Below are 22,677 nucleotides of genomic sequence, written 5' to 3' on the forward strand. Positions count from 1 at the left end.
TCGCAAAGCGGGCTTTTTATGCGCTAGGCCAGTATGCCGGTTAAATCATCTGGGTGTCGTTTAGCAGGCGCTGAATGGCAATGTCTTCATTTAGGTACTTAGAAGAGTACTGCTGGTCGGGTCCGTTAAAGAATAAGCAGGTGCCACCGTTTACGGCTTCAATAATGGCGTCTTTTTCAGCCATGGGCAGGGCCGGGCAGCCTAGGCTACGCCCCAGGCGGCCGTATTGCTTAATGAAATCTTCGCTAACGTAATCGGCGCCGTGCATCACTACGGAGCGTTTCAGGGCATTTGTATTATAGCCTTCATCTACGCCCTGCAACTTCAGGGAGCGGCCGTGCTTGCCGGTATACTCACCTTTAGTAACGTAAAAACCCAGACTGCTCATGTTCGACTCGTTCTCGTTGGAGAAGTTAGTCGCCATGTTTTCGCCGGAGTTATGGCCGTGGGCCACCAGCGTATGAAACTTTACTTGCTTGGCCGCCAAATCCAGCACCCAAAGGCGCTTTTCGGTGGAAGGCAGGCTAAAGTCAACCACGGTCAGAAACTGCTTGTCGTTAGTAAGCTTGCCTTCATCTTCGAGGTTGAGGTACCCGGTCATGGCCTTCTCAAACACCTCGTAACGCAAGCCCTGCTGGGTCAGGCCCAGGTCTTGGTACACATCACGCAGACGCTGATCATATAATGCCTCTTTCGTAGGCGTGGGGGCAGCTACCCGGCGCACCGCTATTTTAGGCGTAGCGGCCTGCGTGCGGGCAATAGGAGCCGCCAGGGGCGTAGCCAAGAACAGCGAAGCCACAAACGGGAGTACCCGACGTGCCATTCGGCGGGCCCGGCGCTTAAGGCGCTGACGACTTACTACACTCTTCTTTTCCATCTGCACGAAATGTTGTGGTTGTGAGAAAGGCCCAGCTAGTACTTCTGAGCCAGAGAGCTATACGCACTACACTAACAAACGATACACCTTACTGTTTGTTGACATATAGCGCTTTTACTCTATTTAAAACTTCCTCTTACCGCTCAGAGTTCCCAACCCCTTTAAAAGGCAAACTTATCTGCTTACTTTGTCGGCCAAATGACACTTCTACTAACTATAGAAAAGCTCTAGCATGTTCCAATGATAAAGCTTGTGTTGGTGATCCATCGGCTGTCCATAATGGCGCTATCTTATTATCATCCCGAAAGGTGCGCTTGTTTAGTTACCGCCACCCACTGGCCGCTAATTGCTGGGCCGCAATAGTAGCATCCAGCCATTTTGACTTCAGGCCGGGCCCACCCACATACAGACAGCCCCCCTCTCCTACCGCGTTAATGATGGCCCGGTATTGATCAGGCGGTAGCGCCGGGCAGCCGCGGCTGTAGCCTACTTGCCCATGCCGTTCTATATATCGCTTGCTCACGTAGTCGGCGGCGTGCAGGACCACGTAACGGTGCAGGGCGTTATCGTTCTGGCCTACATCGAGGCCACGGAGACGACGCGAGAGGCCATGTTTCCCCTGGTAAGTATCCTGGGTGCGGTAGAAACCCAGAGCGGTGCATTCTGAGCGCATCACGTTGGAAAACCGCCGTGCCCGCAGGTAGCCTGAGCCCTCCCCATGCGCTACGTGGCTGCGCTGAAGCACCTTGCCGGCCTTCAAGTCTAGCACCCACAGGCGTTTTGCGGAGGAGGGCATATCCATATCGGCAACCGCCAAAACCCCGGGCTTACTCACGCGGCCTTTTTTTCGCAGGTTAAGGTAGCCCACACAAGCCCGTTCCAACACTTCTAGGCGGAGTTCAGCGGCGTTGGGGCCTAAGCTGGCGTGCAGGGCCTGAATTTGCTGGTGCAGTGAATCTGGAACGCCCGGTAACAATGCCAGCGGCGTGAGGCGCAAAGAATCCGGCAGCTCTGCCGTAGTACTCATTGAACCGAGAGGCGTAGCTGCTTCTACCGTCCGCTTGCTGGCTGCATAAGCGTTGCTGGTTTCGCCCACGGAGGTCTGGCAGGAAGGCAGCAGCCCAACTAGGCTTAGCACAGCGGCCATGTGTAGTGGCCTAGCAGCCACCCGAGGCATTGATAGCAAGCGTAATAGTTGATTCATGGCAAACAGCACAATTCGGCCCGAAAGTCTGCATTTACCGCCCCGATTGCAAGCTTTCAGTTTGCGCTGCTCCTTTAACAATTAACGCATCACTTCACAGCTCTTTCATGGCACCTATATTATTCTTTGAATAGTAGGCCATTCGCCTTCCCAGCCGGCAGGCCATTTTCTTCGCTACTTTTGTGCCTTCCGAGCCCAGTAGCTGTTATAGCTTTTTTCCGCTCCTCTTTCCGCTCATTTCCGCGTGTTTTTGCACGCCGCTTGCATATGGCTAAAGTCGCAATTAACCTGTCCACCGGCAGCCTCCAACAGGAAGAAATCATTGTGGGTATTGACTTGGGCACTACCAACTCCCTGGTGGCCTACATTCACCCCGATACACGCCAGCCCCTGGCCATCAACGACCAGGGCCGCGGTACCATTGTACCCTCGGTGGTACACTTCCCCCAAGGCGGCGAAGACCCCATTGTGGGCACTGATGCCAAGAGCTACCTGCTTACTGACCCGCAGAACACCATTTACTCGGTGAAGCGCCTGCTGGGTAAGTCGTACCAGGATCTAGGGCAGCACGCCTCTGATTTAGGGTATAAGGTTATCGACGATAATTCCGAAGGCATGGTGAAGATTCGGGTGGGTGATAAATTCTACTCCCCCATTGAGCTGTCGGCCGAGATTCTGAAGGAGCTTAGAACCCGCGCGGAGCACGCGCTAAAAACACCCGTGAACAAGGCCGTAATTACGGTACCTGCTTACTTCAACGACTCCCAGCGCCAGGCCACCCGCGATGCCGGCCGCCTAGCGGGCCTGGAGGTGCTGCGCATTGTGAACGAGCCCACCGCCGCCGCTTTGGCCTACGGCGTAGGCCTATCGCCGGATGAGGAGAAGACCGTAGCCGTGTATGATCTAGGCGGTGGCACCTTCGACGTGAGCATTCTGCGCATTCAGCAGGGCATCTTCGAAGTGCTGAGCACCAACGGCGACACCTACCTGGGCGGCGACGATATTGACCGCGCCATCATTGAGTACTGGAGTGGCGAGTATCAGCTGGCTACAGTGCTCTTTCAGAACAGCGGGGCCCAGCAGGAGCTCCGCTTGCTGGCTGAATCGGCTAAGAAGCATCTGAGCCAAAACGAGGAGTTTGCCGCGGAGTTTGGGGGCACCGTGCTTCCGCTCACTAAAGCTAAGTTTAATGAGTTGATTGCGCCGTTGGTTGAGCGCACGCTAGTATCGTGCCGCCAGGCAATGGCCGATGCTAAGCTCACACCCCAGGATTTGAACGCTGTGCTGCTGGTAGGTGGCTCTACCCGCGTGCCGCTGGTGTATGACTCGGTATCAGAATATTTCCAGCAGCCTGCCAACAATTCCCTCAACCCCGATGAAGTAGTGGCCCTGGGTGCCGCCATTCAGGCCGACATTCTGGGTGGTAACCGCCGCGACGTATTACTGCTTGACGTGACGCCGCTCACGCTGGGTATCGAAACGCTGGGCGGCCTGATGGACCCCATCATCCCGCGTAACTCCAAGATCCCGACCAAAGCCGGCCGGCAGTACACTACCTCCGTTGATGGACAGGTGAACCTGAAAATTTCCGTGTATCAGGGTGAGCGGGACTTGGTGAAGGAAAACCGCAAACTAGCCGAGTTTGACCTGCGCGGTATCCCGGCCATGCCGGCGGGCCTGCCGAAGGTTGACGTAAACTTTATCCTGAACGCCGATGGCATTCTAAAAGTAGAGGCCATTGAGCTGCGTTCTAACACTCGCCAGGCGGTAGAAATCAAACCCCAGTACGGCCTCACTGATGAGCAGGTGGAGCAGATGCTAATGGACTCCATGACCCACGCCCGCGAGGATATTGCGGCCCGCATGGTGATTGAAGCCCGTACCGTAGCCGAGCAAATGCTTTACCAAGTAGAGCGCTTTGTCAGCAAAAACGGCCAGCACCTCACCGCCGAGGAAACCAGCCAAACCACTGCTGGCGTGGAGAAACTCAAAGCCGCCCTTGCCACCCAGGAGAAAGACACTATCCTGAAGGCCGTGGATGAGCTGGAAGAACTCACCCGCCCCTTCGCCGAACGCGTAATGAACATCAGCATCAGCCAAGCCATGGCGGGCAAGAAGATTGAATAACCAGTAATACAATAGCAGGACTAAACTCCTTCTTGCTTACTTAGAACCATTTATAAAAGGGCTCCACTGCATGTCGGTGGAGCCCTTTTGCGTTATTTACGCCGCAATAGATTGTTCCATCCTGCCGGTGATTTAGTATTAGGAAGCACAAAAAATATTTTAGGCTAGGGAACCTAGTTGTAAACGGTACAAAGCACCCACTGCGCCATGAATCCAGACCTTCGCCGCCTCTATCAATTTGCTCAGCAGCCTAGCCGGCGGATTATTGGGCTAATGTCGGGTACTTCTCTGGATGGGCTGGATGTGGCGCTCTGCCGCCTGCATGGGCACGGCACTACTACGCGGCTGGAGCTGGAGCACTTTGCCACCGTACCCTACCACGAGGATGTGCGCTACCGCATCCGGCAGGTATTTGCCCGTGAGCAAGTGAGCCTGGAATATCTGACGCTGCTCAACCCCTGGCTAGGCCACCTGCACGCCGATATGATTCTGCAATGCCTGGAGCAGTGGAACATTGCCCCCCCGGAAGTAGACCTCATAGCCAGCCACGGCCAGACGGTGTACCACGCCCCCCAGCATCAACATCTACGCACCGATTTTAACCTAAACGCCACGCTACAACTAGGCGATGGTGACCATGTAGCCGTGCGCACCGGTATCATCACCCTCAGTGATTTTCGGCAGAAGCACATTGCAGCTGGTGGCGAGGGGGCTCCCCTGGCTGCCTACGGCGACTACCTTCTGCTCAGCAGCCCCAAGGAAGAACGCTTGCTCCTTAACCTGGGCGGCATTGCCAACTTCACGTACCTGCCCCGCGCCGGCCAGGATGCCAGTACGGCCTTCAGCACCGACACCGGCCCCGGCAACACCCTGCTCGATGCTACCGTGCGCAAGCACCGCCCCAACCTGGCCTACGATGAAGATGGCCGCTTAGCCAGTGCCGGCCAAATACACGAAGGCCTCTTAGCTGAGCTGCTAGGCCACCCCTTCTTTGCGGCAACACTACCCAAAACCACTGGTCCCGAACTCTTCGGACCCGCGTATCTGCAACAGGCGCAGGAGCGCAGCAATACCACTGGCTTAGGCCTGGAAGACACATTAGCAACGCTCACGGAATTGAGTGCTATGGGGGTGGCCCGAGCCGCAACGCAGGTTTTCGGACCTAAGCCGGCTTTATCGGTTTATGCCAGCGGAGGCGGTGCCCACAATCCGGCACTACGGGCGGCTCTGCAGCGCCACTTACCCGCTTGCCGCTTCGATACCACCGAGACCCTCGGAATATTACCCGATGCCAAGGAGGCTATCCTGTTTGCACTGCTGGCTAATGAAGCGGTAGCAGGCCAGCCAGTGAGCATTGGCGCGGGGCGCCAGCGGGTACCGGCGGTGAGCATGGGCAAGGTTTCGTTCCCCAGATAAACAGAACGATAAAAAGCACAAAAGATTCTTCTTTTTGCTATGTTTAGTGGCTTGCTATCGGTGCCGTTGGGCTCCGTAGTAAGCCCTCCTTTTTCACCCCTAATCCTCTCTCTATGCCACACGCCTACCTTTTTGCGGAACGCCGCAGTTACTGTTGGATGTGGGTAGCGCTGCTCCTGCTCTGGCTGGGAGCTATGCAGCCCGTTTTGGCTCAGAATACCCGCTACACCATTAAGGGCCGCGTGCTTGATGCCCGGGCAGAAGGATTACCCGGAGCCACCGTGCGCCTGCTCAACACAGTGCTGGGGGTTACCTCCAACAGTGAAGGGCGCTTCGAGCTAACTGCTGGCCTAGATCCCGGAACATACCAGCTTGAACTTAGCTCAGTGGGCTACAGCCCCGTGCGCCGAAGAGTAGTGCTGGGTACTGAAACCACCGTTACGGTACCCGACGTGACGCTGAGCGAAGACCTGGTTCGGCTGAATGATGTGGTCGTGACGGGTACCTCCGTAGCTACCAGCAAGAAGCAGCTCGGCAATACTATTGCTACCGTTTCGGGCGAGGAGCTGCGCACTACCGTACCTACCCAGATTGACCAAGCCCTGCAGGGCAAGTTTGCCGGCGTGCAGATCACCCAAAACTCCGGTAACCCCGCCGGCGGCATCTCGGTGCGCTTGCGCGGGCCCAGCACCGTGGCGGGCTCCTCTGATCCGCTGTATATCATTGACGGGGTAATCATCAACAACGACTCCCCGCAGCTCCTCGACCTGGGCGGCTACGCCCAAAACCGGCTCGTAGATATCAGTCCCAACGATATTGATCGGATTGAAGTGATTAAGGGCGCTGCCGCCGCCGCTATTTACGGGTCACGGGCTTCCAACGGCGTAGTGCAGATTTTCACGAAGCGTGGTAAGGAAGGCAAGCCCCAGGTCACGGTGTCGTCGCAGTTCCTGACTTCCCAGATCCGCAAAACGCTTGATTACAACGAGTACCCTTTTCGCTTCACCAACACCATTGCCACTGATCTAAGCCAAGTGCCGGTGCAGCGCTACGACTACCAAAAGCAGATTTTCCGCACCGCAATTGGCACCGATAATTACGTATCGGTGACGGGTGGCAGCACGGGCACCAAGTACTTTGCTTCGGGCAACTACTTCAATAACCAGGGTATTGTCAAGAACACTGACTTCAACCGGGGCGGTGGCCGGCTGCGGCTTCAGCAAACCCTGGGCTCGAAAGCTAGCCTGAGTGTGGGGGCCAACTACGCCCTGAGCCAAAGCCAGGAAGTGCCCAACGGCGGCATCAATGAGGCCTACGGCGCCCTCACGGGCTTTATCTTCTCGAATAACTTCATTGACCCCAGCCCCGACCCCATAACCGGCCGCTACCCCAGCACCGCCCTAAACATTGCGCGTACCAACCCCCTAGAGGCCATCAACCGCTTTAACTTCCGCCAGCGCACGTCTCGCTTTATTGGGGATGCTCAGCTGAACCTCACCCCTTTTGCGGGCTTCACCATCGACTACGTGCTGGGCTATGACGCCAGCACCCAGGTAGCCACGGGCTTCATTCCCACTAACAGCACGGCGCCCACCTATACCACTGGCCTTGCCCGCCGCGCTGACCGCACCTCCTTCCTCGTCAACAACGACCTGACCTTCAGCTATAAGCGAGATTTCACGGAATGGCTGGCCAGCACCACCACGGCGGGCGGCACGCTACAGTATGAGCGGGCCCTCTCTACGGGCATTCAGTCCATCAACCTGGCGCCGGTGGTAGAAATTATCAATGGCACCACGGTAGCTGGAGAGGAGCGCTCGGAGCGTACCATTCAGGGTGCCTTCATTCAGCAAACGTTTGGGTTTTACAACCGGTTATTCCTGACTGCTGCCGCTCGTGTGGATGCTGCCTCAGTGTACGGCGCAAACAACCGCACCCAATTCTACCCCAAGCTCAGTGGTTCCTACGTGGTATCGGAGGAAAACTTCTGGAAGGAAAGTGCCCTATCCCGCTTCATTCCGCAGCTTAAGCTGCGTGCCTCCTATGGCGAAGCCGGCAACCTCACGGCCATTGGCTCTTACCAGCGCTTCACCAACTTCAACCCGTTAATTCAGGGCGCACTGCCAGGCCTGGGCACCTCTACCCTGCAGGGCAACAACAACCTGAAACCAGAGCGCCAGAAGGAGTTTGAAGTGGGTACCGACCTGAGCTTATTCAATGACCGGATAGGCATTGAATTTTCTTACTACAATAAGCGCGTTCAGGATCTGCTGCTACAGCGCGACTTAAACTTCAGCTCAGGCTTCCTGAACCGCTTCGACAACATTGGCAACATGCGCAACCGAGGCGTTGAGCTGCTAGTGCGCGCTACGGCCGTGAAAACAGAGGCCGTTACCTGGAACATTACGGGCACGTTTAGTCACAATAAAAACCGTATCACCAACATTCCGGGCGGGGTCGTGACGTTTCCGAACGGATTCGGACTGGTGGCGGGCGTTGAAGGGTATCCGCTGGGTACCTATTACGGCACCTACTCGGCCCGCAAACCCGACGGCTCTCTGCTGCTCACCCCCGGCGGCCTGCCTCAGCGCGAGCGGGGCGTTCAGGGAACATTTGGGGCGGCCAACACACCCCAACGCGCCGCCGACGGGCAACCCTCCGGGGCTTTGCTGAACGCGGTGCTCGGCGACCCAAATCCGCGCTACGTGGCCTCACTTATCAACGAGGTGGGCCTGCTTAATGGTCGCCTTTCCTTGCGGGTGCAGTTTGATACCCAGCAGGATTTCGACGTGTTCAACTTCACCCAGCGTGTAGGTAGCCGCGACATTTTCGGGGGCCTGGCCCAGTATGAGCCAGAACTGCGCGGTGAGGTGCCCAAGGGTACCAGCGTGGCCACCTACAACACGTTTGATCGGTGGATTGAAGATGGCTCTTTTATCAAGCTGCGCGAGGCTTCTGTCAGCTACCTGCTTACGCCCAAGTTTCTGGGCATGCGCGACCTGCGCTTCTCCGTGGCCGGCCGCAACCTGTGGGTGATTACCAACTACAGCGGCTACGACCCTGAAGTAAGTGCCGCGGGCCAGAGCAACGCCGTGCGTGGCTTCGACTTCGTAGAGGTGCCTATCCCCCGGTCCGTGTCGGTGGGCTTCAACGCCTCGTTTTAAATCCTTCTCTGACCTTGCTTTCTACCGATATGCGTCACTTTCTACCTAGGCCGCGCCGCCTGCTGGCCGCCGTACTGCTTGGGGGCCTGCTGCTAGGCACCGCCGCCTGCGACCTGGACCTGCCTAACCCCAACGCCGCCACCGACGCGCAAACCCTCACCACGCGTGAAGGACTGTTTGCCCTCAGTGTAGGCCTCCGCCAAATCTACTCCACAGCTGCCCTGGAGCCCATTGTCCTGACTACTGGCACCACCAGCCGGGAAGTAAAGGGCATCACTACATTTTTCAATATTACCGAGCTGGAGCAAGGCGGCGCGCAGCTGTCCCCAAGTAATGCCAATACCTCCGCCCTGTTCGCCCGCAATTATCGGGTAATACTTATTGCAGATCAGTTGATTGCCGCGGCCCCCTCCGTCTTTTCAGCTGATGCCGCCGCGCGCAGCGGAGTACTGGCCCATGCTTACTTATTTAAAGCGGCATCACTGGCTGGCGTGGCGTTGGGCTTTGAGCAGGGGCCATTAAGCGCCGATGCAGCGCCAACGTTTGTTCCACGCCAGCAGCTTCTCCAGGAAGCTATTCGACTGCTCGATTTGGCGGCTCAGGAGTTGGCTACTACTCCCCCATCAGCTGAGTTTAATTCGCAGGTGATTGGCCCCGATTTTAACCTGCCCAATACGGTACAGGCCTACCGGGCCCGCTTCAACCTGATGGCCGGCAATTATGCGGCGGCTTTGGCCGCTGCCAACCTGGTGAACCTAACGGTACGCTCAGCTTTTACCTACTCCACGCAAAACCCCAACCCGGTCTACCAATTCACTATTCTCCCCGGCACCAACTTCCGGCCCCGCGACCGGTTTGGGCTGCCCGCTAACCTGGTAGAGCCCGGCGACGGACGCTTGGCGTTTTACCTGACGGGCCCCGTGGTGGTAGACAATAACAATGGCAGCACAGACAATATCCGCAGCCTGGCTGGCTTCTTTACCAGCCAGACCAGCCCAATCCCCGCCTATCTGCCCGACGAAATGCGCCTGATCAGGGCTGAAGCGAACTTGCGGGCAGCCACGCCCAACATCGCCGCGGCCCTTACCGATATCAATGCTGTGCGCACCCAAACCACCGGCGACCCATTTGGGGTATACCCTGGCTTGCCTGCCTACTCCGGCCCGCTCACGGTAGATGCTCTGCTGCTGGAAGTGTACAAACAGCGCAGTGCCGAGCTGTTCCTGAGTGGCCTACGCCTGGATGACAGCCGCCGCTTTGGCCGCCCAGCACCACCTACCTCACTTACGGAACGCACGCGCAACTTCTACCCTTATCCGCAGCAGGAACGCGTCAATAACCCCAATACACCCGCTGATCCGGCTATTTGATGTTGGGTTAGATATAAAAAAGCCTCCTTCAGTGTATTGAAGGAGGCTTTTCGCTTTATAAGTGGTCTACGTTATTTCACGGGCGCCACCAACGGCACCAGCCCGAAGCCCAGCACCTGCCGGGCCGTAGAGTCGCGGAAGGTAACATCGAGCTGAAAATGCGGGTGCGGCTGCAGCGTATCGGCTTTGTAAGAAAAGGCCACGAAGGGCTGCGGCAATTGCGTGTCGCGGAGGCGGTAGCCTAGCTTGTAGAGGCTAATGGTTGGGCCGTACTGCTTGCCTTGCTTATACAGGGGCTCAGCTGCTTTTCGGAATTGTTGGGCCGATAAGCCCTGCCGGACTTCGGGCGCTAAATGCCCGTAGGCCACTGCCCACTCGCCACGCACAACGGCTAGCAAAAACTGACGAGCCACTTGCACTTGAGAAGTGGGAGCCTGAGCGGGCTTAGCCAGCAGTGGCACCAACACCAACAGGCCTAGCAGTGCCCATCGCACTGAGAAAGATCGAAATACATTCATTACGAAAAGCAGGGGCAACTACCACGCCACATCGGCCGGGCTTACTCCTCCTCTTTTTCCGGCGACACCAGCACGAATACGTCCTCGCCGGGGCGTTTCATGATGTACTTCTCACGGGCAAACTTCTCCAGCAGCTCAGGACTGCTCAGCAGTTCGGCGCGGTCTTTCTTCACCTTATCAATCTCGCGCAGGTAATAGTCCTTGTCGGTGCGCAGCTCCTGCCACTTAGCGTACATGTCGTACTGCTTCACAAAGTCGTTGGCATCGAACACGAACATCCACACCAGAAAGCCTAGGCCAGTCAGGAAGTAAAAGCTGCGCAGGAAGCGCGGCACTCGGCTGAATGCATCGGAGAAACTCATAGCAGAAGCGGCTAAAGAAGCTGCCCATCAGCAGCTGCGTGTACAAATATCACGATTTCGGCTAACACCAGCACTACGCAAAAACGGTGTCGCCACCTTGTAGGTAACGACACCGTTCCGTTGTAAATATGGCTCAGCGCTACTCAACGCTCAGCTCACTTACATTTTCTTGCCGGGGAAGTAGGCTACCTCGCCCAGTTCTTCCTCAATGCGGAGCAGCTGGTTGTACTTCGCCATCCGGTCGGAGCGCGAAGCCGAGCCCGTTTTGATCTGGCCGGTGTTCAGCGCCACAGCCAAGTCGGCAATGGTGTTGTCCTCCGTCTCGCCCGAGCGGTGCGACATGATGCTCTTGTAGCCGTTACGACGGCCCAGGTTGATGGCATCAATCGTCTCGGTGAGCGTACCGATTTGGTTTACCTTGATGAGGATGGCGTTAGCAATTTGCTCATCAATACCGCGCTGCAGACGGTTTACATTGGTCACGAACAGGTCGTCGCCTACCAGCTGCGTGGTCGAGCCGATGCTGTTGGTGAGGTCTTTCCAACCGGTCCAGTCGTCCTCGTCCATGCCATCTTCAATGCTGATAATGGGGTACTTTTTGGTCCAGTCGGTCCAGTAGGCCACCATTTCCGAAGAAGTCAGCTTGTCGCCGGTGCTCTTCTTGAAGTGGTAATGACCATCGGAGTAGAACTCCGAAGCAGCGGCGTCCATGGCAATCATTACGTCGTCGCCGGGCTTGTAACCAGCCGTTTCAATGGCTTGAATTACAATCTTGATAGCGTCTTCGTTTGATTTGATGTTTGGCGCGAAACCACCTTCATCACCCACGTTCGTGCTCAGCCCTTGCTTCTTGAGCACGTTTTTGAGATGATGGAAGATTTCAGTGCCCCAGCGCAGCGCCTCCGAGAACGAAGGAGCGCCCACGGGCATAATCATGAACTCCTGGAAGTCGATGCTGTTGTCAGCGTGCGAGCCGCCGTTCAGGATGTTCATCATCGGTACGGGCAGCGTGGTGGCGTTTACGCCGCCCACGTAGCGGTACAGGGGCATGCCAACTTCAGCAGCGGCAGCGCGGGCAATAGCCAGCGAAGCACCCAGAATAGCGTTAGCGCCCAGATTGGCTTTGTTAGGCGTGCCATCGAGCTCCAGCATGATCTTATCGAGCAAACCCTGCTCGAACACTGAGAAACCAATCAGCTCCTCGGCAATTTTGCTGTTCACGTTTTCCACGGCCTTCAGCACCCCTTTGCCCATGTACTTCGACTTGTCGTCGTCGCGCAGTTCCACGGCTTCGTGCTTGCCGGTAGATGCGCCCGAGGGCACGGCGGCACGGCCTACGGCGCCGCTTTCGGTGGTCACGTCCACTTCCACGGTTGGGTTGCCGCGCGAATCAAAGATCTGGCGAGCGTGGATTTCGGTGATGATACTCATGAGAAATGGGTTGAATGGAAGAATAGAATGGCTTGGGAAATTTCACAATCCAAACCCGACCTAGGCCCGGTTGCGTTGGGGCGGCAAGGTACTCAATTGGACCTTTTTGCCCAGTGCGAAATATTGCCAGTGCAAAGCCAGCATCATAAACAGCCAAAGGCGTACTATAATGTATTTCTTGTTTGAAGTCTGTTACTTCTCATTTCCTGTCATTGCCTATTCAGTAGCCCCTTATTAGCCACAGTTATTCTGTGACTGTATTTAGAAATCTACTGGCCTAAAATGAAAAAAGGGACGCACCTCGCGGCACGTCCCTTTAGTATTTCAGCAGTTACTCGAACTACGAAGCAGCTTCCTCGTCAGCTTTAGCCTCATCACGAGTTTCACCTTCTTTTACCGTAGTAGTAGCGGTGTCTTCAGGAGCAGCGGTTTCAACCACAGCAGCGGGAGCTACAGCCTCGCCAGCAGGAGCATCAGCCTTCTTCTTGCTGCGCGAACGACGGGTAGTGGTAGCCTTGGCCTCACCAGCAGTCTTAGTAGCCAATAGCGTTTCGTTGAAGTCAACCAGCTCGATGATGCACATCTCAGCGTTGTCACCCAGACGGGTAGCGCTCAGCTTGATGATACGGGTATAGCCACCGGGGCGAGTACCAATTTTAGCGGATACCGTGCCGAACAGCTCTTTCAGGGTCTCTTTGTTCTCCAGAACCGAGAAAACAAGACGACGCGAGTGCGTAGTGTCGCTCTTAGCTTTGGTCAGCAAGGGCTCAACGAACTTGCGCAGAGCTTTAGCTTTAGCAACCGTTGTGGTCACGCGCTTGTGCATGATCAGCGAAGAAGCCATGTTCGAAAGCATGGCGTTGCGGTGCGAGGCCGTCCGGCCGAGGTGGTTGATGGTTTTACCGTGACGCATAAAAAAATGAATGTGTGGGCTTGCGAACGACGACCACGGCGGAAAGAAAAGCGCTAGGCCACTTTCTCATTAGAACCGTCATCCCTTGGGCTCACTGGTTGAAGTGTAAATGGGAGTGCAAAGGTACGCAATACCTGGACACAAAAAAGGTGCTGAGATGAAATAGTGCACTAGGCCACTTTCTCATTCTCAGCACCTTTCACTAGGTGTTCTATTCTTCGTCGAGCTTGTACTTGCCTAGGTCCATCCCGAAGGTCAGGCCTTTCTCCTCTACGAGGTTTTCCAGCTCGGTCAGCGACTTCTTACCGAAGTTGCGGAACTTCATCATGTCAGCCATGTCCAGCTGCACCAGGTCACCGAGGGTTTTGATATCGGCAGCTTTGAGGCAGTTGTAAGCACGTACGCTCAGATCCATATCCGCCAGCGGCGTCTTCAGAACTTTGCGCATGTGCAGCGTTTCTTCGTCCACAGTCTCCTCTTCTTCAGCCTTAGCCGTTTCGAAGGTCATGGTGCTGTCAGAGAACAGCATGAAGTGCTGAATGAGAATATTGGCAGCACCTTTAAGCGCATCCTCTGGGTGGATAGAGCCGTCCGTGTGAATCTCAATCAGGAGCTTCTCATAGTCAGTCTTCTGCTCCACGCGAGTGTTCTCGATGCTGTACTTCACGTTCTTGATAGGCGTGAAGATGGCGTCGATAGCAATCTGACCAAATACTTGGTCAGCTGGCTTGTTCTCCTCAGCGGGAACGTAGCCACGGCCTTTCTGAATCGTGAACTCGAACTCCAGCTCAGTAGCTGGGTCCACGTTGCAGATCACCAGATCCGGGTTCAGCACCTGAAAACCATTGGTGAACTTGTTGATTTCGCCCGCCGTGAACGTGTCCTGGCCCTTAATGCGGACCGTGATTTTGTCCTCAATGGCGTCGCTGACCTTCTTAAAGCGGACCTGCTTCAGGTTCAGGATGATTTCGGACATATCCTCAATCACACCTTCGATGGTCATGAACTCGTGCAGTACGCTGCTGGTGCGGACCGACGTAATGGCGTAGCCCTCCAGCGACGACAGCAGGATGCGGCGCAAAGCGTTGCCGATCGTGACGCCGTAGCCTTTCTCCAGCGGTTTAAATTCAAACGTTCCGTAGAAGTCGTCAGATTTCTCCATCACGACCTTCTCCGGCATTTGAAAAGCTAAGATTGACATAAGTGGGGCGGTTTGAAGTAGTGAATAGCAGGTAGTAAGAATGCGGCCAATCTAGCCTAATTCCTTACTACCTGCTACCCAAATCCATTTATAACAAAGGAAAAGTCGAAGCAGGAAAACGGCCCAGACTCCCGGGCCGCTTTCGTTATTACTTCGAGTAAAGCTCGACGATGAGCTGCTCCGTGATTTTCTCCGGAATCAGGTCACGTGAGGGGGCGTTCAGGAACTTGCCCACCATTTCTTTGCCGTCCCACTCCAGCCACGAGAAAGCGCGTGCGTTGCGGGCGCTCAAGCTCGTAGTGATGGCCTCCAGCGACTTCGACTTCTCACGAACGGCAACAACGTCACCAGCGCGGAGTTTGTACGAAGCAATGTTAACGATTTCACCATTTACGGTGATGTGCTTGTGCAGAACCAGCTGACGAGCAGCACGGCGAGTCGGAGCGATGCCCAGACGGTATACCGTGTTGTCCAGACGAGCTTCCAGCAGAGCCAGCAGGTTGTCACCGGTGATGCCGGGCATTGTTGCTGCTTTGTGGAACAGATTCTCGAACTGCTTTTCCAGTACGCCGTACATGTACTTCACTTTCTGCTTCTCCATCAGCTGGACAGCGTACTCGCTCTGCTTCTTACGACGACCACGGCCGTGTTGGCCGGGGGGGTATGCTTTCTTGGTGAGTGCCTTGCTTGGGCCGAAGATCGGCTCATTAAAGCGACGGGCAATCTTGGTTTTAGGACCAGTATAACGTGCCATTTCGGGGTTGTTGAGTAATGTGGGGGTTGAACCGCACATGTCGGGCTCCAGAGGCGCACCTTGCAGGGGAGTAAAGGCGCATCAGAAACCCGACATCGCTGACCTACGGTGTAGGCCTGTTCAATTAACTAAACGCGACGACGTTTGGGAGGACGGCAGCCGTTGTGGGGCAGCGGCGTCACGTCCTTAATGGTCGTTACCTCAATACCCACGTTACCCAGCGTACGAATAGCCGATTCGCGACCAGCGCCCGGACCCTTCACGAACACTTCAGCTTTGCGCATGCCCAGGTCATGAGCTACTTTGCCGCAGTCCGTAGCAGCCATCTGAGCTGCGTAGGGGGTGTTCTTCTTAGAACCCCGGAAACCCATCTTACCAGCCGATGCCCAGGAAATTACCTGGCCATTGTTGTTAGTGATGGAAATGATGATGTTGTTGAACGAGGCCTTAATATGAACCTGGCCTACCGGCTCAACAACGACAACGCGCTTCTTGGCTTTGTCTTTTCTCTTTTGTGCCATTTGGTTATCGCAAAAATCTGCGGGAGTTGTTGAAGAGTGCTTCTAACAGAAGAAGTCACCATTCGATTCCCACTACGGTTTATTTAGTAGCCTTCTTCTTGCCAGCAACGGTCTTGCGCTTACCCTTACGAGTACGCGAGTTGTTCTTGGTGCGCTGACCACGAACTGGCAGACCTTTGCGGTGACGCAGACCCCGGTAGCAACCGATGTCCATCAGGCGCTTAATGTTCAGCTGCACTTCTGAGCGCAGCACACCTTCGGTCTTAAACTCGGCGGCAATCACGCCGCGGATTTCGCCAGCCTCTGCTTCAGTCCAATCTTTCACCTTCTTGTTCAGGTCAACGCCTGCTTTGGTGAGGATCTGCTGAGCAGAAGGACGGCCGATGCCGAAAATGTAGGTCAGCGCGATTTCACCGCGCTTGTTGTCTGGGATATCTACCCCTGCAATACGAGCCATGTGCTTTTTTAAAAAGTCTGGTGCTACTACCCCTGACGCTGTTTGTAGCGGGGGTTCTTTTTGTTGATGACGTAAAGCTTGCCGTTGCGGCGAACCAGCTTACAGTCAACGCTACGCTTCTTAACGGAGGTTTTGACTTTCATGTCGTCAGATTATTTGTAACGGTACACAATTCGACCCTTCGACAAATCGTAGGGCGACATTTCGAGTTTAACCTTATCTCCCGGCAGAATCTTAATGTAGTGCATCCGCATCTTACCCGAAATGTGGGCAATCAACTGGTGACCGTTTTCCAGTTCCACTCGGAACATGGCATTGGAAAGGGCTTCCAGGATGACACCGTCCTGCTCAATGGAAGTTTGTTTGGCCATAAGGCTACTGTAAGGCTTTTTCTATGTATTCGAAGGAGGTTAATATTTCCGCCTTGTCTTTGCGAACAACAACTGTGTGTTCAAAGTGCGCCGAAGGCTTAAGGTCTTTAGTCCGGATAGTCCAGCCATCCTTTTCCTGTACCACGCTTTTCGTGCCCAGATTTACCATGGGTTCAATGGCAAGTGTCAGTCCGGTTTGCAGCTTCAGGCCCGCTCCACGTTTACCGTAGTTAGGTACCTCTGGCCGCTCGTGCAGCTTCTTACCAATTCCGTGGCCGACTAGTTCCCTTACAACTCCATAACCCTGTTTTTCAACGTGGTTTTGGATAGCAAAGCTAATGTCGCCCATCCGGTTCCCAGCCACCGCCTGTTCAATGCCCAGATACAGTGACTTTTTGGTTTCCTCCAGTAACTTAAGCACCTCTGGTGCCACCTCCCCTACTGGGTAGGTGTAAGCGCTATCCGAATGATAGCCATTAAGCAAGACGCCTGCATCAACCGAGATAACATCGCCACTCTTTAGAGTGTAGTCTCCCGGAAAACCATGCACAACTACCGAGTTAGGAGAAATGCACAGGCTATATTCAAACCCATTATACCCTTTGAAAGAAGGCTGCCCACCATGGTCCCGGATGAATTCCTCCGCGCGCTGATCCAGCTCTCGCGTAGTAATTCCTTCCCGAATCATGCCAGCTACCTCTCCGTGGGCTTGGGCTAGTACTTTCGCACTAGCCCGCATGAGCTCAATTTCTTCCTCTGTCTTGTAAACAATCATTTTGTTACGAAGCCAGCGCAATATTTTGTGAGCGGCCTCTCACCTTACCTGACTTCATCATGCCATCGTAATGACGCATGAGCAAGTAGCTCTTCACTTGGTTCATCGTGTCGAGCACTACACCCACCATGATGATGAGCGAAGTACCGCCATAGAACTGTGCAAAGGGCCGGGTAACACCTGCTACCGTAGCCAATGAAGGCAGGATAGCAATAGCTGCCAGAGCAACTGCACCCGGCAAGGTAATACGGGTTAGCACTTCATCTATGTATTCTGAGGTGTCACGGCCTGGCTTAACACCAGGTATGAAACCACCACTGCGCTTCAGGTCATCCGCAATCTGATTGGGGTTAACGCTGATAGCAGTGTAGAAGTAAGTGAAGATGATGATAAGCAAACCAAACACTAAGTTATACACCCAGTGATTAGGCTGGAACCAGGTGCCAATAAGACCAGCAGTCTCACTATCCTTGTTCCAAGCAGATGCTGCAATAGCGGGCACAAACATCAGCGACTGAGCGAAGATGATTGGCATTACGCCGGCAGCATTTACTTTCATCGGGATGTACTGACGCTGTGAGCTTAGCTGAGCGGCACCACCTACCTGCTTGGCATACTGCACCGGAATCTGGCGCACTGCTTGAGTCAAGATGATAACGGCCATTACAACCAAGAACAACACGGCAAGCTCAATCAGGAAGATCAGCGAGCCACGCATTGTGCGAGCAGTTGCTTCACCAATCAAGGCACCGGGCAGACGAGACACAATCCCGATCATGATGATCATAGATATACCGTTACCAATACCTTTATCAGTTATTTTCTCTCCTAGCCACATGCAAAACAATGTCCCGGCAGTGATGATCAGTGCCGTAGAAATCGTAAAGAAAGGTCCAGGGTTAGTGATTGCCTCCGCGTTAATTGTAGCAATAAACCCAATGGACTGTAAGGCTACAATCGGGATTGTAAGCACCCGAGTATATTGGTTGATCTTCTTGCGACCTGACTCACCTTCCTTCTGTAGTTTCTGGAAGTAAGGCACCGCAATCGTGAGCAGCTGCAGCACGATTGAGGCTGAGATATATGGCATGATGCCCAGCGCGAAAACCGAAGCGTGGCTGAAAGCACCACCGAGCAAAGTATCTAGGATGCCTAGTACTCCGCCGGCATTGCTCTTCAGTCGGTTCGGATCCACTCCGGGCAGCACCACGTAAGAACCCAGCCGATAGATGGCAATGAAGAAAAGCGTATTGAAGATCCGCATACGCAGATCTTCAATCGCAAAAATGTTCTTAATCGTGGTGATGAACTTGTTCATTGCCAATCAGGCTTAAAGCGTCACAGCTTTACCACCTGCCTTCTCGATAGCTTCAACAGCTGACTTAGAGAAAGCATGGGCATGTACTTCCAGAGCTTTGGTGATTTCACCGCGGCCTAGAACTTTAATCTTGGCGTTCTTAGAAGCCAGACCAGCATTTACAAAGAAGTCTTTGTCAAGCGTAGTGGTGCTGCCGTTTTCGGTCAGAGCAGCCAATACGTCCAAGTTAACAGCTTTGTACTCGACGCGGTTAATGTTGGTAAAACCAAACTTAGGTATGCGACGCTGAAGGGGCATTTGACCACCTTCGAAGCCCGACTTCTTGGAGTAACCCGAACGGGACTTGGCACCTTTGTGACCGCGCGTGGATGTGCCACCACGGCCGGAACCCGTACCACGACCTACGCGCTTCTCATTGCGGGTAGAGCCAACGGCGGGTTTGAGATTGCTGAGATTCATTTTCGGGAGATTCCTAGAGTTCGGTTACTTCCAACAGGTGCTTCACGGCATTAACCATACCAGCTACCTGGGGAGTGTTTTCCACTGCCTTGGTGCTGCCGATCTTGCCTAGGCCTAGGGCCTTAATAGTGCGCTTCTGACGCTCGGGGCGGTCAATAACGCTCTTAACGAGTTTAATGTGGATCTGCGCCATCTGCTCTTAGCCGTTAAATACTTGGGAGAGAGTAATGCCACGAGCCTGGGCAATCTGCATAGGGTCGCGCATTTTCAGAAGGGCATCGAAGGTAGCCTTAACCACATTGTGGGGGTTAGACGAGCCTTTCGACTTTGCAAGCACATCCTTGATACCAGCGCTTTCGAAAACAGCGCGCATAGCACCACCTGCAATTACACCCGTACCAGCAGCGGCCGGCTGAACCAGCACGAAACCACCAGAGTACTTACCTTCCATCACGTGAGGAACCGTGTGCTTATACAGCGGCACCTTCACGAGGTTCTTCTTCGCGTCGTCAATGCCTTTAGCAATGGCGTCGGTTACTTCGTTGGCTTTGCCAAGGCCGTAGCCTACGGTGCCGTTGCCGTCACCTACTACTACGATAGCCGAGAAGCTGAAGCGACGACCGCCCTTTACTACTTTGGCTACGCGGTTGATAGCAACAACCTTTTCTTTTAGATCGGAATCACCAGTGCGCGACTGGTCATTGTTACGGTCATTGCCGCGACGGTCATTGCCACCACCACGACGGTCATTGCCGCCGCCACGGTTATCGCCGCTACCACCACGGTTGCCGGTGTTAAATTCTGCCATGATGATTTAGAAATTGAGGCCGCCTTCGCGGGCTCCTTCTGCCAATGATTTTACGCGGCCGTGGTAGAGGTAACCGGAACGGTCAAATACCACTTTCGAAATTCCTTTTCCTGTAGCACGGGCGGCAAGTTCTTTGCCGACTGCGGCAGCGAGGGCTACTCCGTTGCCCCCTTCCACCGAAACGTGCTTCGAGGAAGCAGACGCCAGCGTGTGACCAGTCGTGTCGTCAATAATCTGAGCATAGATGCCCGTATTGCTGCGGAACACTGACAAACGCGGACGCTCGGACGTGCCAGCCACCTTAGTGCGGATGATGCGCTGGATCCGTTTTCTTCTAGTTGCTTTATCGAAAGCCATGGTGTGATGTTATTTCGAAGCCGTTTTACCAGCCTTACGACGAATTTGCTCACCCACGAAGCGCACGCCTTTGCCTTTGTATGGCTCAACTTTGCGCAACGAGCGAATCTTGGCGGCCACCTGGCCTAGCAGTTGCTTATCAATGCTAGTCAGCGTAACGATAGGGTTTTTACCCTTTTCAGTTACAGCCGTTGCAGTTACTTCCTTCGGCAGAGCCAGGAAGATGTTGTGCGAGTAACCCAGAGAAAGTTCAAGGGTGGTTCCAGCCATAGCGGCTTTGTAACCTACACCTACTAGCTCCAGCTTCTCTTCCAAACCGTTGCTAACACCGCTGATAGCGTTGTTCAGCAGCGAGCGGTACAGGCCGTGCATAGCCTTGTGACGCTTCTGCTCGGTCGGACGCGTTACCACTAGCTGACCATCTTCGGTAGCTACGGTAATGTCGCGGTCAACTGGAACCACTAGGGTACCCTTCGGGCCCTTCACGGTTACCGTGTTTTCGTTGCTCACTTCAACCTGCACGTTGGCGGGCAGGCTGATGGGCAGTTTACCAATGCGTGACATAGTCTCGTTTTCCTTTCAGATTAGTAGACGTAGCACAGCACTTCGCCGCCCACGTTCTCGGCTTTCGCCTCTTTCTCCGTCATCACGCCCTTCGACGTCGACAGAATTGCAACACCCAGACCGCTCAATACGCGGGGCAGGTTCTCTACGTGAGCATACTTACGCAGACCGGGAGTGCTCACGCGCTCCAGCTTCGTAATAGCAGGCTGCTTCGTAGCGGGGTTGTACTTCAGCGCGATTTTAATCGTGCCCTGTACAGCGCTGTCATCAAAACGGTAGCTCTGAATGTAGCCCTTCTTATAGAGCACCTTCGTAATCTCCTTTTTGATGTTGCTGGCCGGGATTTCTACTACCCGGTGGTTTGCCTTGATGGCATTGCGTACCCGGGTCAGGTAGTCGGCAATTGGATCTGTATTCATTTCTGTAGAAAAGAGGCGCCCATTTTTAGGGAGCCGCAAAGATAGGAAAATTTCGCCGCCACGGAAAGTGGCGACGAAATTTTCGGTTAAGACTACTTGGCTCGACTTATTTAGGCTCGGCCAATGGTTTCTTTCGGCAACCTGCCAAATAGAACTGCCTGATAAATGTATCCTGCAGTAAAAGCTGTACTACCAGCTAGACTTCGTTACACCGGGGATTTTGCCGGCTAATGCCATCTCGCGGAAACGTACACGGCTGATGCCGAACTTACGCATGTAACCACGGGGGCGACCGTCAATCTTGTCGCGGTTGTGCAGACGCACGGGCGACGAGTTGCGGGGCAACTTGTCCAGACCTTCTAGGTCACCAGCAGCTTTGAGGGCTTTGCGCTTCTCAGCATAGCGAGCTACCATTGCGATGCGCTTCCGCTCGCGGGCTTTGATGGATTCCTTAGCCATTAGCTTTGTTTCTTAGCGTTAGCGAACGGCATACCGAAAGCTTTCAGCAGCTCATAGCTCTGCTCGTCGTTTTCAGCGGTCGTTACGAAGGTGATGTCCATACCAGAAATTGACTTGATCTTATCGATCGAGATTTCTGGGAAGATGATTTGCTCTTTGATGCCCAAGGTATAGTTACCACGGCCATCGAAGCCTTTGTCGTTGATGCCTTTGAAGTCACGAACGCGAGGCAGAGCAATAGTCAGCAGACGGTCCATGAATTCATACATCTGCTCACCACGCAGGGTAACGCGGGCGCCGATAGGCATACCTTCACGCAGTTTGAAGTTCGACACCGAACGCTTAGCGATAGTAGCAACGGCCTTCTGACCAGCGATGGTCGTCAGTTCGTCTACGCCATTATCTACCAGCTTCTTGTCAGCAACAGCTGCGCCAATACCGCGGTTGATGCAGATCTTGGTGATGCGTGGTACCTGCATGATGCTCTTGAACTGGAATTTCTCCTGGAGCGCGGGTACTACTTCTTTTTTGTATTTGTCTTTGAGTCGAGCCATGGTCGTAGAGCGGATTAGGCGTTGGTCGAATCAGCGCGCTTCACGTTGCTCACGTGAATTGGTGATTCGATCTTGGTGATGCCGCCCTGGGGATTCTTAGCACTGGGTTTATTGTGCTTAGTTACCAGGTTTAGGCCTTCCACGATAACACGCTGCGTAGAACGGTTCACCGACTTAATCACACCGGTTTTGCCTTTCTCGTCACCAGCAATCACCAAAACGGTATCACCAGTTTTCACATGCAGTTTCGCGGGCGTTGCTTTCGTTTTCGTTGCCAT

26 protein-coding genes and 1 pseudogene are annotated in these 22,677 nt (G+C 54.4%); 4 read left to right on the forward strand and 23 right to left on the reverse strand.

Going from position 1 to position 22,677, the window contains the following annotated elements; translation table 11 throughout:
• Positions 1-40 precede the first annotated feature (40 nt).
• Entirely contained in the window at positions 41-877 is an 837-nt protein-coding gene (locus HMJ29_RS03815; protein WP_171590243.1) for a murein L,D-transpeptidase catalytic domain family protein, read from the reverse strand.
• Positions 878-1,199: 322 nt separating this feature from the next.
• Positions 1,200-2,081 (reverse strand): murein L,D-transpeptidase catalytic domain family protein, encoded by an 882-nt coding sequence (locus tag HMJ29_RS03820; protein ID WP_171590244.1) that lies wholly within the window; start codon positions 2,079-2,081, stop codon positions 1,200-1,202.
• Positions 2,082-2,348: 267 nt separating this feature from the next.
• On the opposite strand from HMJ29_RS03820, the gene hscA reads away from it, so the two are divergent.
• From hscA to HMJ29_RS03840, 4 genes are all read left to right on the forward strand, one after another.
• A complete protein-coding gene (gene hscA, locus HMJ29_RS03825) occupies positions 2,349-4,208 on the forward strand; it encodes a Fe-S protein assembly chaperone HscA (protein WP_171590245.1) in 1,860 nt (619 codons plus the stop codon).
• Positions 4,209-4,415: 207 nt separating this feature from the next.
• Positions 4,416-5,624, forward strand: a complete 1,209-nt coding sequence (locus HMJ29_RS03830) for an anhydro-N-acetylmuramic acid kinase (RefSeq protein ID WP_171590246.1) — start codon at positions 4,416-4,418, stop codon at positions 5,622-5,624.
• A gap of 113 nt (positions 5,625-5,737) precedes the next feature.
• Positions 5,738-8,788, forward strand: a complete 3,051-nt coding sequence (locus HMJ29_RS03835) for a SusC/RagA family TonB-linked outer membrane protein (protein ID WP_244678766.1) — start codon at positions 5,738-5,740, stop codon at positions 8,786-8,788.
• Positions 8,789-8,817: 29 nt separating this feature from the next.
• Positions 8,818-10,158 carry a RagB/SusD family nutrient uptake outer membrane protein gene (locus HMJ29_RS03840; protein WP_244678767.1) on the forward strand — a complete coding sequence of 447 codons (1,341 nt, stop codon included), beginning with the start codon at positions 8,818-8,820 and terminating at the stop codon, positions 10,156-10,158.
• A 71-nt stretch (positions 10,159-10,229) separates the two neighbouring features.
• On the opposite strand, the gene HMJ29_RS03845 is transcribed toward HMJ29_RS03840, so the two are convergent.
• From HMJ29_RS03845 to rplX, 21 genes and pseudogenes are all read right to left on the reverse strand, one after another.
• Positions 10,230-10,676 carry a hypothetical protein gene (locus tag HMJ29_RS03845; protein ID WP_171590247.1) on the reverse strand — a complete coding sequence of 149 codons (447 nt, stop codon included), beginning with the start codon at positions 10,674-10,676 and terminating at the stop codon, positions 10,230-10,232.
• 41 nt (positions 10,677-10,717) lie between these two features.
• On the reverse strand, positions 10,718-11,038 hold the full coding sequence (locus HMJ29_RS03850) for an FtsB family cell division protein (protein WP_171590248.1): 321 nt from the start codon (positions 11,036-11,038) through the stop codon (positions 10,718-10,720).
• A gap of 159 nt (positions 11,039-11,197) precedes the next feature.
• Positions 11,198-12,469, reverse strand: coding sequence for a phosphopyruvate hydratase (gene eno / locus HMJ29_RS03855; RefSeq protein ID WP_171590249.1), 1,272 nt, complete (start codon positions 12,467-12,469; stop codon positions 11,198-11,200).
• Between the two features lie 340 nt (positions 12,470-12,809).
• Entirely contained in the window at positions 12,810-13,382 is a 573-nt protein-coding gene (rplQ, locus tag HMJ29_RS03860; RefSeq protein ID WP_171590250.1) for a 50S ribosomal protein L17, read from the reverse strand.
• A 211-nt stretch (positions 13,383-13,593) separates the two neighbouring features.
• Positions 13,594-14,583 (reverse strand): DNA-directed RNA polymerase subunit alpha, encoded by a 990-nt coding sequence (locus HMJ29_RS03865; RefSeq protein WP_171590251.1) that lies wholly within the window; start codon positions 14,581-14,583, stop codon positions 13,594-13,596.
• 148 nt (positions 14,584-14,731) lie between these two features.
• A complete protein-coding gene (rpsD, locus tag HMJ29_RS03870) occupies positions 14,732-15,337 on the reverse strand; it encodes a 30S ribosomal protein S4 (protein ID WP_171590252.1) in 606 nt (201 codons plus the stop codon).
• Positions 15,338-15,465: 128 nt separating this feature from the next.
• Positions 15,466-15,858: a 30S ribosomal protein S11 gene (gene rpsK / locus HMJ29_RS03875; RefSeq protein ID WP_022822149.1), complete on the reverse strand. Its 393-nt coding sequence runs from the start codon at positions 15,856-15,858 to the stop codon at positions 15,466-15,468.
• 79 nt (positions 15,859-15,937) lie between these two features.
• On the reverse strand, positions 15,938-16,315 hold the full coding sequence (rpsM, locus tag HMJ29_RS03880; RefSeq protein ID WP_022822148.1) for a 30S ribosomal protein S13: 378 nt from the start codon (positions 16,313-16,315) through the stop codon (positions 15,938-15,940).
• Positions 16,316-16,341: 26 nt separating this feature from the next.
• Positions 16,342-16,458: a 50S ribosomal protein L36 gene (gene rpmJ, locus HMJ29_RS03885; protein ID WP_044016053.1), complete on the reverse strand. Its 117-nt coding sequence runs from the start codon at positions 16,456-16,458 to the stop codon at positions 16,342-16,344.
• 9 nt (positions 16,459-16,467) lie between these two features.
• On the reverse strand, positions 16,468-16,686 hold the full coding sequence (gene infA, locus HMJ29_RS03890) for a translation initiation factor IF-1 (RefSeq protein ID WP_022822146.1): 219 nt from the start codon (positions 16,684-16,686) through the stop codon (positions 16,468-16,470).
• A gap of 4 nt (positions 16,687-16,690) precedes the next feature.
• A complete protein-coding gene (gene map, locus HMJ29_RS03895; RefSeq protein WP_135529755.1) occupies positions 16,691-17,461 on the reverse strand; it encodes a type I methionyl aminopeptidase in 771 nt (256 codons plus the stop codon).
• A gap of 4 nt (positions 17,462-17,465) precedes the next feature.
• Positions 17,466-18,779 carry a preprotein translocase subunit SecY gene (gene secY / locus HMJ29_RS03900; RefSeq protein ID WP_171590253.1) on the reverse strand — a complete coding sequence of 438 codons (1,314 nt, stop codon included), beginning with the start codon at positions 18,777-18,779 and terminating at the stop codon, positions 17,466-17,468.
• Positions 18,780-18,791: 12 nt separating this feature from the next.
• Entirely contained in the window at positions 18,792-19,238 is a 447-nt protein-coding gene (gene rplO, locus HMJ29_RS03905) for a 50S ribosomal protein L15 (protein ID WP_135529757.1), read from the reverse strand.
• A 13-nt stretch (positions 19,239-19,251) separates the two neighbouring features.
• Positions 19,252-19,431, reverse strand: coding sequence for a 50S ribosomal protein L30 (rpmD, locus tag HMJ29_RS03910; protein ID WP_171590254.1), 180 nt, complete (start codon positions 19,429-19,431; stop codon positions 19,252-19,254).
• Positions 19,432-19,437: 6 nt separating this feature from the next.
• Entirely contained in the window at positions 19,438-20,046 is a 609-nt protein-coding gene (rpsE, locus tag HMJ29_RS03915) for a 30S ribosomal protein S5 (RefSeq protein ID WP_171590255.1), read from the reverse strand.
• A gap of 6 nt (positions 20,047-20,052) precedes the next feature.
• Positions 20,053-20,403, reverse strand: coding sequence for a 50S ribosomal protein L18 (gene rplR / locus HMJ29_RS03920; RefSeq protein WP_044003239.1), 351 nt, complete (start codon positions 20,401-20,403; stop codon positions 20,053-20,055).
• A gap of 9 nt (positions 20,404-20,412) precedes the next feature.
• Complete coding sequence (gene rplF, locus HMJ29_RS03925; protein ID WP_171590256.1) at positions 20,413-20,967, reverse strand: 50S ribosomal protein L6; 555 nt, start codon at positions 20,965-20,967, stop codon at positions 20,413-20,415.
• 20 nt (positions 20,968-20,987) lie between these two features.
• Positions 20,988-21,386, reverse strand: coding sequence for a 30S ribosomal protein S8 (rpsH, locus tag HMJ29_RS03930; RefSeq protein WP_088844266.1), 399 nt, complete (start codon positions 21,384-21,386; stop codon positions 20,988-20,990).
• A 189-nt stretch (positions 21,387-21,575) separates the two neighbouring features.
• On the reverse strand, positions 21,576-21,845 hold the full coding sequence (rpsN, locus tag HMJ29_RS03935) for a 30S ribosomal protein S14 (RefSeq protein ID WP_088844267.1): 270 nt from the start codon (positions 21,843-21,845) through the stop codon (positions 21,576-21,578).
• Positions 21,845-22,399 carry a 50S ribosomal protein L5 gene (gene rplE / locus HMJ29_RS03940; protein ID WP_135529759.1) on the reverse strand — a complete coding sequence of 185 codons (555 nt, stop codon included), beginning with the start codon at positions 22,397-22,399 and terminating at the stop codon, positions 21,845-21,847. Before rplE ends, rpsN begins: the two co-directional genes overlap by 1 nt.
• Before the next feature lie 29 nt (positions 22,400-22,428).
• A pseudogene (rplX, locus tag HMJ29_RS03945) lies at positions 22,429-22,677 on the reverse strand (50S ribosomal protein L24); the annotation flags it as partial.

The organism is Hymenobacter taeanensis (genome assembly GCF_013137895.1).
GTDB lineage: Bacteria > Bacteroidota > Bacteroidia > Cytophagales > Hymenobacteraceae > Hymenobacter > Hymenobacter taeanensis.

What these genes read in the sequence shown, in the direction of transcription:
- HMJ29_RS03845 (WP_171590247.1), bottom strand. Translation starts at nt 10,676, where the DNA reads ATGAATGTATTTCGATCTTTCTCAGTGCGATGGGCACTGCTAGGCCTG.
- hscA (WP_171590245.1), top strand. Translation starts at nt 2,349, where the DNA reads ATGGCTAAAGTCGCAATTAACCTGTCCACCGGCAGCCTCCAACAGGAA.
- rpsD (WP_171590252.1), bottom strand. Translation starts at nt 15,337, where the DNA reads ATGGCACGTTATACTGGTCCTAAAACCAAGATTGCCCGTCGCTTTAAT.
- secY (WP_171590253.1), bottom strand. Translation starts at nt 18,779, where the DNA reads ATGAACAAGTTCATCACCACGATTAAGAACATTTTTGCGATTGAAGAT.
- HMJ29_RS03865 (WP_171590251.1), bottom strand. Translation starts at nt 14,583, where the DNA reads ATGTCAATCTTAGCTTTTCAAATGCCGGAGAAGGTCGTGATGGAGAAA.
- rplE (WP_135529759.1), bottom strand. Translation starts at nt 22,399, where the DNA reads ATGGCTCGACTCAAAGACAAATACAAAAAAGAAGTAGTACCCGCGCTC.
- rpmJ (WP_044016053.1), bottom strand. Translation starts at nt 16,458, where the DNA reads ATGAAAGTCAAAACCTCCGTTAAGAAGCGTAGCGTTGACTGTAAGCTG.
- HMJ29_RS03820 (WP_171590244.1), bottom strand. Translation starts at nt 2,081, where the DNA reads ATGAATCAACTATTACGCTTGCTATCAATGCCTCGGGTGGCTGCTAGG.
- eno (WP_171590249.1), bottom strand. Translation starts at nt 12,469, where the DNA reads ATGAGTATCATCACCGAAATCCACGCTCGCCAGATCTTTGATTCGCGC.
- rplR (WP_044003239.1), bottom strand. Translation starts at nt 20,403, where the DNA reads ATGGCTTTCGATAAAGCAACTAGAAGAAAACGGATCCAGCGCATCATC.
- HMJ29_RS03830 (WP_171590246.1), top strand. Translation starts at nt 4,416, where the DNA reads ATGAATCCAGACCTTCGCCGCCTCTATCAATTTGCTCAGCAGCCTAGC.
- rpsM (WP_022822148.1), bottom strand. Translation starts at nt 16,315, where the DNA reads ATGGCTCGTATTGCAGGGGTAGATATCCCAGACAACAAGCGCGGTGAA.
- rplQ (WP_171590250.1), bottom strand. Translation starts at nt 13,382, where the DNA reads ATGCGTCACGGTAAAACCATCAACCACCTCGGCCGGACGGCCTCGCAC.
- rplF (WP_171590256.1), bottom strand. Translation starts at nt 20,967, where the DNA reads ATGTCACGCATTGGTAAACTGCCCATCAGCCTGCCCGCCAACGTGCAG.
- infA (WP_022822146.1), bottom strand. Translation starts at nt 16,686, where the DNA reads ATGGCCAAACAAACTTCCATTGAGCAGGACGGTGTCATCCTGGAAGCC.
- rpsH (WP_088844266.1), bottom strand. Translation starts at nt 21,386, where the DNA reads ATGAATACAGATCCAATTGCCGACTACCTGACCCGGGTACGCAATGCC.
- rpsN (WP_088844267.1), bottom strand. Translation starts at nt 21,845, where the DNA reads ATGGCTAAGGAATCCATCAAAGCCCGCGAGCGGAAGCGCATCGCAATG.
- rplO (WP_135529757.1), bottom strand. Translation starts at nt 19,238, where the DNA reads ATGAATCTCAGCAATCTCAAACCCGCCGTTGGCTCTACCCGCAATGAG.
- rpsE (WP_171590255.1), bottom strand. Translation starts at nt 20,046, where the DNA reads ATGGCAGAATTTAACACCGGCAACCGTGGTGGTAGCGGCGATAACCGT.
- HMJ29_RS03850 (WP_171590248.1), bottom strand. Translation starts at nt 11,038, where the DNA reads ATGAGTTTCTCCGATGCATTCAGCCGAGTGCCGCGCTTCCTGCGCAGC.
- HMJ29_RS03815 (WP_171590243.1), bottom strand. Translation starts at nt 877, where the DNA reads ATGGAAAAGAAGAGTGTAGTAAGTCGTCAGCGCCTTAAGCGCCGGGCC.
- HMJ29_RS03840 (WP_244678767.1), top strand. Translation starts at nt 8,818, where the DNA reads ATGCGTCACTTTCTACCTAGGCCGCGCCGCCTGCTGGCCGCCGTACTG.
- rpmD (WP_171590254.1), bottom strand. Translation starts at nt 19,431, where the DNA reads ATGGCGCAGATCCACATTAAACTCGTTAAGAGCGTTATTGACCGCCCC.
- map (WP_135529755.1), bottom strand. Translation starts at nt 17,461, where the DNA reads ATGATTGTTTACAAGACAGAGGAAGAAATTGAGCTCATGCGGGCTAGT.
- rpsK (WP_022822149.1), bottom strand. Translation starts at nt 15,858, where the DNA reads ATGGCACAAAAGAGAAAAGACAAAGCCAAGAAGCGCGTTGTCGTTGTT.
- HMJ29_RS03835 (WP_244678766.1), top strand. Translation starts at nt 5,738, where the DNA reads ATGCCACACGCCTACCTTTTTGCGGAACGCCGCAGTTACTGTTGGATG.